Raw genomic sequence first — 7,065 nt, 5'->3', positions numbered from 1 at the left:
TCCGCCCCGCCGCGGGCGCCGATCCCCGCCGCCGCGCGCGGCGGCAGCCGGCCGGAGCCCGTCCTCGAGCCGGAAGCCTGATCCCGGGAGCCTGACCCCATGACCGTCACCAGCACCACCGCCACGAGCGGAACCACCACCAGCGCGACGGCGACCGCGACGACGGCCGCCAAGGCCGCCAGCTCGGTCGCGGCCAAGCTCAACGCCGAGACCTTCCTGACCCTGTTCATGGAGCAGCTGAAGAACCAAGACCCGACCAAGCCGATGGACTCGACCGAGTATGTCGGCCAGCTCGCGACCCTGTCCCAGGTCGAGCAGGCGACGCAGACCAACAAGAAGCTCGACTCGCTCCTGTCCTCCAGCTTCCTCGACCAGGCCGAGGCCCTCGTCGGCCGCACCGTGACCGCCGCGGACGGCTCGGTCTCCGGCGTGGTGACCTCGGTGAAGGTGACGGCCGACGGCGCGGTCGCCACGCTCAAGGACGGCAGCAGCCTGCTGCTGCAATCCGGCATCTCGGTCTCCTAGAGCACGCGCCGATCGGATTGCCCCGCAATCCAATCGGATCACGCGTTCTCTATCAATGGGTTAGAGACGGATTCACCGATCAGGTTGAAGCAACCTGATCGGATCCGGCTCTAGAGCGCTCTCCGCCGACATGGATGCCGCTCGGTGACGGAGAGCGCGTCGAGACCAAGACGTGGAGCCGTTCCGCCGCGCGGCGCGGACTGGTAGACCGGGCCCGAACGGAGAACCCCGATGAACGAGGTCGACGCCCTCGAACTCGTGCGCGCCGCGATCTGGACGGTGCTCGTCGCCGCCGGCCCCGCCGTCGGCGCGGCGATGCTCGTCGGCATCGCGGTGGCGCTGCTGCAGGCGCTCACCCAGATCCAGGAGGTGACCCTCACCTTCGTGCCGAAGATCGTGGTGATCCTGATCGTCCTCCTCGTCACCGGCACCTTCGTCGGCGCGCAGATCAACAGCTTCGCGGAACTCGCCTACGGGCGCATCGCCACCGGGTTCTGAGGTCCCCGGCGCCTTCGTCCGCCGCTCCGGCCCAACCCCCGCGCAAGCTTGAGACGCCAGAACCCTCCGCATGAGACGCGGGCGACCCTGCGTCGAGAGCTGAGGGGGTCCCGATGGCAGCGGGCGGCGCGCTGGTCGTTGAGCAGAAGTCGCGGCGGGATTTCGGCTTCGCGGCGGGCATCGTCGCGATCCTGGCGGTGCTGTTCCTGCCCGTCCCGGCCCTCCTCATCGACGTCGGGCTCGCCTTCTCGATCGCGCTGTCGGTGCTGATCCTGATGGTGGCGCTCTGGATCCAGAAGCCCCTCGAATTCTCCGCCTTCCCCACGGTGCTGCTCATCGCGACGCTGCTGCGGCTCGCGCTCGGCATCGCCACGACGCGGCTGATCCTGGCCAACGGCCAGAAGGGCGTCGATGCCGCCGGGCACGTCATCCAGGGCTTCTCGCAGTTCGTGATGAGCGGCGACTTCGTGATCGGGATCGTGGTCTTCGTGATCCTGATCACGGTCAACTTCCTGGTCATCACCAAGGGCGCGACCCGCATCGCGGAGGTGGGCGCCCGCTTCACCCTCGACGCCATCCCCGGCAAGCAGATGGCGATCGACGCCGATCTCAATGCCGGCTTGATCGACGACAAGGAGGCGCAGCGCCGCCGCCGGGAGCTGGAGGAGGAATCGGCCTTCTTCGGCTCGATGGACGGTGCCTCCAAATTCGTGCGCGGCGAGGCGGTGGCCTCGCTCATCGTCATCGCCGTCAACGTGTTCGGCGGCGTGATCATCGGCACCACGCGCCACGGCATGCCGCTGTCCCAGGCGGCGGACGTGTTCGTGAAGCTGTCCGTCGGCGACGGCCTCGTCTCGCAGATCCCGGCGCTGATCGTCTCGCTCGCCGCCGGCCTCCTCGTCTCGAAGGGCGGCACTCGCGGCACGGCCGAGGAGGCGGTGCTCGGCCAGCTCGGCGCCTATCCGCGCGCGCTCGCCGTGGCCGCCGCGCTGATGTTCGTCTTCGCGCTGGTGCCGGGCCTGCCCTTCCTGCCCTTCCTCGGCCTGAGCGCCCTGATGGGCTCCATCGCCTACGTGATCCCGCAGCGCGTCGCCGCCAAGAAGGCGCTGGCCGACGCCCAGGCGAAGGCGGAGACTGAGGCCAAGGCGGAGGCCGCGCGGGAATCGGTCAAGGAATCGCTCAAGACCCCGGAGATCGAGCTGATCCTCGGCCGCCAGGCCGCGGCGCAGATCCAGGCGAGCCACGCGGAGTTGACCCACCGCGTCGCCAAGATGCGCAAGAAGTTCGCCCGCCAGTACGGATTCGTCGTCCCCGACATCAAGCTCACCGACAGCGTGGCGCTGCCGCCGAAGACCTACCAGATCCTGATCCACGGCACGGTGGTGGCGACGCAGGAGCTGCGCCCCGGCGAGATGCTCCTGGTGATCGGCGACGGGCCGAAGCCCGACGTGCCGGCCGAGGAGGTGCGCGAGCCCGCCTTCGGCATGCGGGCGCTCTGGGTGATGGATTCCTACGGGCCGGAGGTGAAGCGCGCGGGCTTCGAGCCGATCGACGCGACCTCGGTGCTGCTCACCCATCTCTCCGAGGTGATCCGCAACAACCTGCCGCAGTTCCTGTCCTACAAGGACATGCGCGCGCTGCTCGACCGGCTCGACCCGGAATACAAACGCCTCCTCGACGAGATCTGCCCGTCGCAGATCTCGCATTCGGGCCTGCAGGCGGTGCTGAAGCTGCTGCTGGCCGAGCGCGTCTCGATCCGCAATCTGCACCTGATCCTGGAGGCGGTGGCCGAGATCACCCCCCATGCCCGCCGCGCCGAGCAGATCGCCGAGCATGTCCGCATGCGCGTCGCCCAGCAGATCTGCGGGGATCTCGCCGAGAACGGCGTGCTCAACGTGCTCCGGCTCGGGCCCAACTGGGACCTGTCCTTCCACCAGAGCCTGAAGCGCGATGCCAAGGGCGAGGTGGTGGAGTTCGACATCGACCCGCGCCTCGTGGAGCAGTTCGGCACCGAGGCCGCCGCCGCCATCCGCGAGCGCCAGAAACAGGTCCACAGCTTCGCCCTCGTCACGGCGCCGGACGCGCGGCCCTACGTGCGCATGATCATCGAGCGCCTGTTCCCGACCCTGCCCGTGCTCTCGCACCTGGAGATCGCCCGCGGCGTCGAGATCAAGGCGCTGGGCGCGATCTCGTGAGGGCGGGCGGCAGGCGAATCGTCCGAGCAGGCGCGGGCGGCGCGACGTGCCCCCTCTCCCGTTCGGGAGAGGGTTGGGGTGAGGGTCGAGAACCTTACGGACGGAGCGGAGCCGGAGCCGCTTCACCGTCGCACCCTCTTCGGAGAATTCTCCACCCTCACCCCCGCCCTCTCCCGAACGGGAGAGGGGGCCTGTCGCGGTTCACACGCGGATCCGCGAAGCGCGTTCCCATTCCCCGCCGCGGGAGAGGGAACCCATGACCGAGGCCTCCGATTCCATCCTCGGCGTGTTCCTGATCTTCTGCCGGGTCGGCGGCTGCCTGCTCGTGGTGCCGGGCTTCTCCAGCCCCCGCGTGCCGCAGCAGGTCCGGCTGCTCGTCGCGGGCGCCGTGTCGCTGGCGCTCGCCCCCCTGCTGCTGCCGCTGTTCCAGGGGCGCATCGCCGGCCAGAGCCCGGGCCAGACGCTCGCCTTCATCCTCACCGAGAGCGTGACCGGGCTGCTGATCGGCTTCCTCGGCCGGGTCTTCCTCGTGGTGCTGGAGACCGTGATGAACGCGGCCTCGGTCATGGTCGGCTTCGGCAGCATGCCGGGCACGCCGGTCGAGGGCCAGGACCCGGTCCCGGCGGTGGAGGCGCTGATCCTGCTCACCGCCACCGCGCTCCTGTTCGCCGCGGACCTGCACTGGGAGCTGTTCCGCGGCCTCGTCGATTCCTACGGGCGCATCCCGCCCGGAGAAGGGATCGGCGCGCAGGCGAGCCTGATCCGCATCACCGATCAGGTCGGCGACGCCTTCGCGCTGGGCCTGCGCATCACCGCGCCCTTCGTGATCTACGCGGTGGTCGTCAACCTCGCGGCGGGCTTCGTGAACAAGCTGACCCCGACCGTTCCCGTCTACTTCGTCGCCACGCCCTTCGTGATGTTCGGCGGCCTCCTGATGCTCTACTCCCTCGGGGGCGAGATGATGATGCAGTACCTGATGGGCTACGCCGCCTGGCTGCGGAAGGGCTGAGCGGTGGCGGGCGACAGGCGTCTGGAGCGGATGGAGCGGCTGGTGCGGGTGCAGGAGCAGATGCGCCGCGCGGCCGAGATCGACCTCGCCGCGACCCGCGAGCGCGCCGCCGTCCTCGAGGCCGACCGGGCCGCGCTCCTCGGCTCGCTTGGCGGGGGCGGCTTCGGCCACCTGCTTCTCGAGGCCGCCAACCGGCGCCTGCGGACCCTCGCCGCCGAGGCGACGGAGCTGGAGGCGCAGGCCGCGCGCCAGGCCGAGACCCTGCGCGAGCGCGGACTCGCGGGCAAGCGCGCCGAGGCGATGCAGGAGCGGCTGGAGGAGGCCCATCAGCGCGAGGCCGAGCGCCGCGCGATCCTCGACCGGCTGGACGGGATCGCACGGCCGCGCGCGCCCGACGCAAGCCTCCCGTAAGCCAGGCGGGCTAGTCGGGACGGAGCCGGAGTCCCATGCCGCGTCGCGGGCTCCGCCCCTGAAGGCCCGCGCCGGACGACCCGCGCCAGAAGACCCGAGCCATGAGCATCACCCCGCCCTCCGACATCGTGATGGACGTGGCCAAGGCCGCCGATCCCGGCCGCTACCAGGAGGCCGCGGCCAAGCTCTCGGCGCCCGGCGACCCGGCGGCCTTCACCGACGCGGTGCGCGCCGCGGGCCTCGCCCTGCACATGCCCCTCGACGCGCGCGGCAGCCTCACCAGTCTGCAGAACCAGACGGCGGTCGCCGCCGGCGGCGGGGTCAGCGATCCCTACAAGCGCTTCGAGGGGCTGGTGCTCCAGCAATTCGTCGAGGCGATGATGCCGGAGAAGTCCGAGACCGTGTTCGGCAAGGGCAATGCCGGCGGCATCTGGAAGTCGATGCTGGCCGAGCAGATCGGCGCGCAGATCGCCAAATCCGGCGGCATCGGCATCGCCCGGATGCTGAGCAACGCCCACCCGGCCGCCCGGCCCGCCGCGCCGGAGGCGGCCGGCGCCGCCCCGGCCGTCCCGCAGACGACACCGAAGGTCTGAGCCATGCTGCTCGCTGCCCTCAAGCGCCTGGAAGCCACCGTCGAGGCCGAGACCGAGGCGCTCGTCGCCCACGCGCCCCTCGACCATGCGGAGCTCAACCGCGCCAAGAGCCAGAGCCTGCTCGAACTGACCCGCCTGACCCGGGGTCTCGACCCCGAGCAGGTCGACGCCGCCACCGCGATCCACCTCGCGCGCCTGCGCGACAAGCTCGTGCGCAACCAGGAGGTGGTGGCGATGCATCTGCGCGCGGTCGAGGAGGTCGGCGAGACCCTGGCCGCCGCGGCGCTGCGCCTGGACTCCGACGGCACCTACACCGCGCGGATCGCACCGGCCCATGGCTGAGGCGGGGATGTGGGCGCAGGCTCGATCCGCCGGGCCGGCGGCCCGGCGCAAGCGCGACGGCGCGCCGACCCGCATGTGTCGGATCGCGAAATGTCCGCGCCGCGGACTTTCGCAACAGGATAGATGTCCATGAAGGTGCTGATCACCGGCCTGTGGATCTGCGCCGTCACCATCCTGTCCTGCTACGGCGCGGTGACCTGGGGCGGAGGGCTGTTCGCCAAGAAGACCGAGGCCTATCTCGAGGGCCTGCAGTACCAGAAGCTCGCGCCGATCAACATCCCGATGATCGCCGAGGGCAAGGTGCAGGGCTACGTCATCGCGGTTCTGGTCTTCACCGCGGATGCGAAGCTGATGCACACCCTGCCGGTGCCACCGAACGCCTTCGTGGTCGACGAGGCCTTCCGCCAGATCTACGCCGACCCGACGATCGATTTCCGCAAGCTCGCGAAATACGACATCAACAAGCGCCTCGCCGAGATCCGCGCCAAGGTCAACGAGCGCCTGGGCGCCGACGTGGTCAAGGACGTGCTGGTGGACGAGTTGAACTTCGTCGCCAAGCGCGAGGTGCGGTCCTGATCAGCCCTCCGCGATGAACCGCGCCAGCTCCTCCCGGGCGAGCAGCGCGGCGAAGCGCTCCTCGACCGCGACGTCCGTCGTCACCAGAATCCCGCCGCAGACGGCCCCCTCGCCGGCGAGGGCGTAGCGCAGGACGCTGCCCGGCTGCAGGCCGGAGCGCGTCGCCACGAAGCCCTGCAGCGCCCCCGGCCGGTCCTCGCGCCCGCAGACGATCTCCAGCCCCGCATTCCGCCCGGCGAGCGCCACCGGCACGAGGCCGATGCGGCGGGCGCCCTGCTGGGCGAGGGCCCGGCGGGGGCCGGAGAGCGCCACGATGGCCTCGGGCGCGAGGTGGATCAGCCCCTCGAAGCCGAGCCCCTGGCCCGGCCGCGCGAAACGGTCGAGCACGCAGAGCCCGTCGAGGGCGTCGTCGAGCAGGAAGACCCGGACATGGCGGTAATCGGGGCCGTGCACGCCGGTCTCGATGGCGTGCGCCGTCGCGCCGTCGAGGCGCAGCGACCCGCGGTAGCGCGCGGGGCCCGCCACCGGCTCGCGCCCGTCCGGCACCGCGACGTTGTGGGCGCGGGCGGAGAGCAGATAGGCGCGCGCCGCGCCCGTCTCCGCCCCCTCCGAGCCGCCGGCCTCCACGATCCAGCGGATCCCGTCGGCGGCATAGACGAAGGAGGTGCAGTCGAGATGGCCCTGCGGGGCCTGCTCGGCGAAGGTGCAGGCGAAATGCGCGGGTCCCCGCCCGACCGGGTCGGCCCGGGCCGAGAGCGTGTCGAGGGGCGGGGCGGGCAGCCCTGCGCCTTCGGCCTCGCGCCCGGCCACCAGCGCGCCCAGCCGGCGAGATGCCGGCTGACGACCTCGCGCACGGTGCCGAGGTCGGCCGCGATCTGCCGGTGCGTCGCGGTCACCCTTCCGTGCTGGTCCGCTT

Annotated in this window: 9 protein-coding genes; 8 read left to right on the top strand and 1 reads right to left on the bottom strand. The window is 71.2% G+C overall.

Going from position 1 to position 7,065, the window contains the following annotated elements:
* Positions 1 to 99 precede the first annotated feature (99 nt).
* From flgD to MET9862_RS27950, 8 genes are all read left to right on the top strand, one after another.
* The gene (flgD, locus tag MET9862_RS27985; RefSeq protein WP_142586173.1) at positions 100 to 525 is read left to right on the top strand and encodes a flagellar hook assembly protein FlgD; all 426 of its coding nucleotides are present in this window, start codon (positions 100 to 102) and stop codon (positions 523 to 525) included.
* A gap of 231 nt (positions 526 to 756) precedes the next feature.
* On the top strand, positions 757 to 1,023 hold the full coding sequence (locus MET9862_RS27980) for a flagellar biosynthetic protein FliQ (protein ID WP_142586172.1): 267 nt from the start codon (positions 757 to 759) through the stop codon (positions 1,021 to 1,023).
* A 113-nt stretch (positions 1,024 to 1,136) separates the two neighbouring features.
* On the top strand, positions 1,137 to 3,218 hold the full coding sequence (gene flhA / locus MET9862_RS27975; protein WP_142586171.1) for a flagellar biosynthesis protein FlhA: 2,082 nt from the start codon (positions 1,137 to 1,139) through the stop codon (positions 3,216 to 3,218).
* Positions 3,219 to 3,474: 256 nt separating this feature from the next.
* Positions 3,475 to 4,227, top strand: coding sequence for a flagellar biosynthesis protein FliR (fliR, locus tag MET9862_RS27970; protein ID WP_142586170.1), 753 nt, complete (start codon positions 3,475 to 3,477; stop codon positions 4,225 to 4,227).
* Positions 4,228 to 4,230: 3 nt separating this feature from the next.
* Entirely contained in the window at positions 4,231 to 4,638 is a 408-nt protein-coding gene (locus tag MET9862_RS27965) for a hypothetical protein (RefSeq protein ID WP_244612943.1), read from the top strand.
* Between the two features lie 101 nt (positions 4,639 to 4,739).
* Positions 4,740 to 5,231, top strand: a complete 492-nt coding sequence (locus MET9862_RS27960) for a rod-binding protein (protein ID WP_142586169.1) — start codon at positions 4,740 to 4,742, stop codon at positions 5,229 to 5,231.
* A 3-nt stretch (positions 5,232 to 5,234) separates the two neighbouring features.
* Positions 5,235 to 5,573, top strand: coding sequence for a flagellar protein FlgN (locus MET9862_RS27955; RefSeq protein ID WP_142586168.1), 339 nt, complete (start codon positions 5,235 to 5,237; stop codon positions 5,571 to 5,573).
* A gap of 129 nt (positions 5,574 to 5,702) precedes the next feature.
* Entirely contained in the window at positions 5,703 to 6,149 is a 447-nt protein-coding gene (locus MET9862_RS27950; protein ID WP_142586167.1) for a hypothetical protein, read from the top strand.
* On the opposite strand, the gene MET9862_RS27945 is transcribed toward MET9862_RS27950, so the two are convergent.
* Positions 6,150 to 6,959: a heparinase II/III domain-containing protein gene (locus tag MET9862_RS27945; protein WP_185157038.1), complete on the bottom strand. Its 810-nt coding sequence runs from the start codon at positions 6,957 to 6,959 to the stop codon at positions 6,150 to 6,152.
* Between the last annotated feature and the right edge of the window lie 106 nt (positions 6,960 to 7,065).

Source organism: Methylobacterium symbioticum (assembly GCF_902141845.1).
Classification (GTDB): Bacteria; Pseudomonadota; Alphaproteobacteria; order Rhizobiales; family Beijerinckiaceae; genus Methylobacterium; species Methylobacterium symbioticum.
The sequence above is the reverse complement of the archived record's forward strand: the minus strand, read 5'-3'. Positions and strand labels throughout refer to the sequence as shown.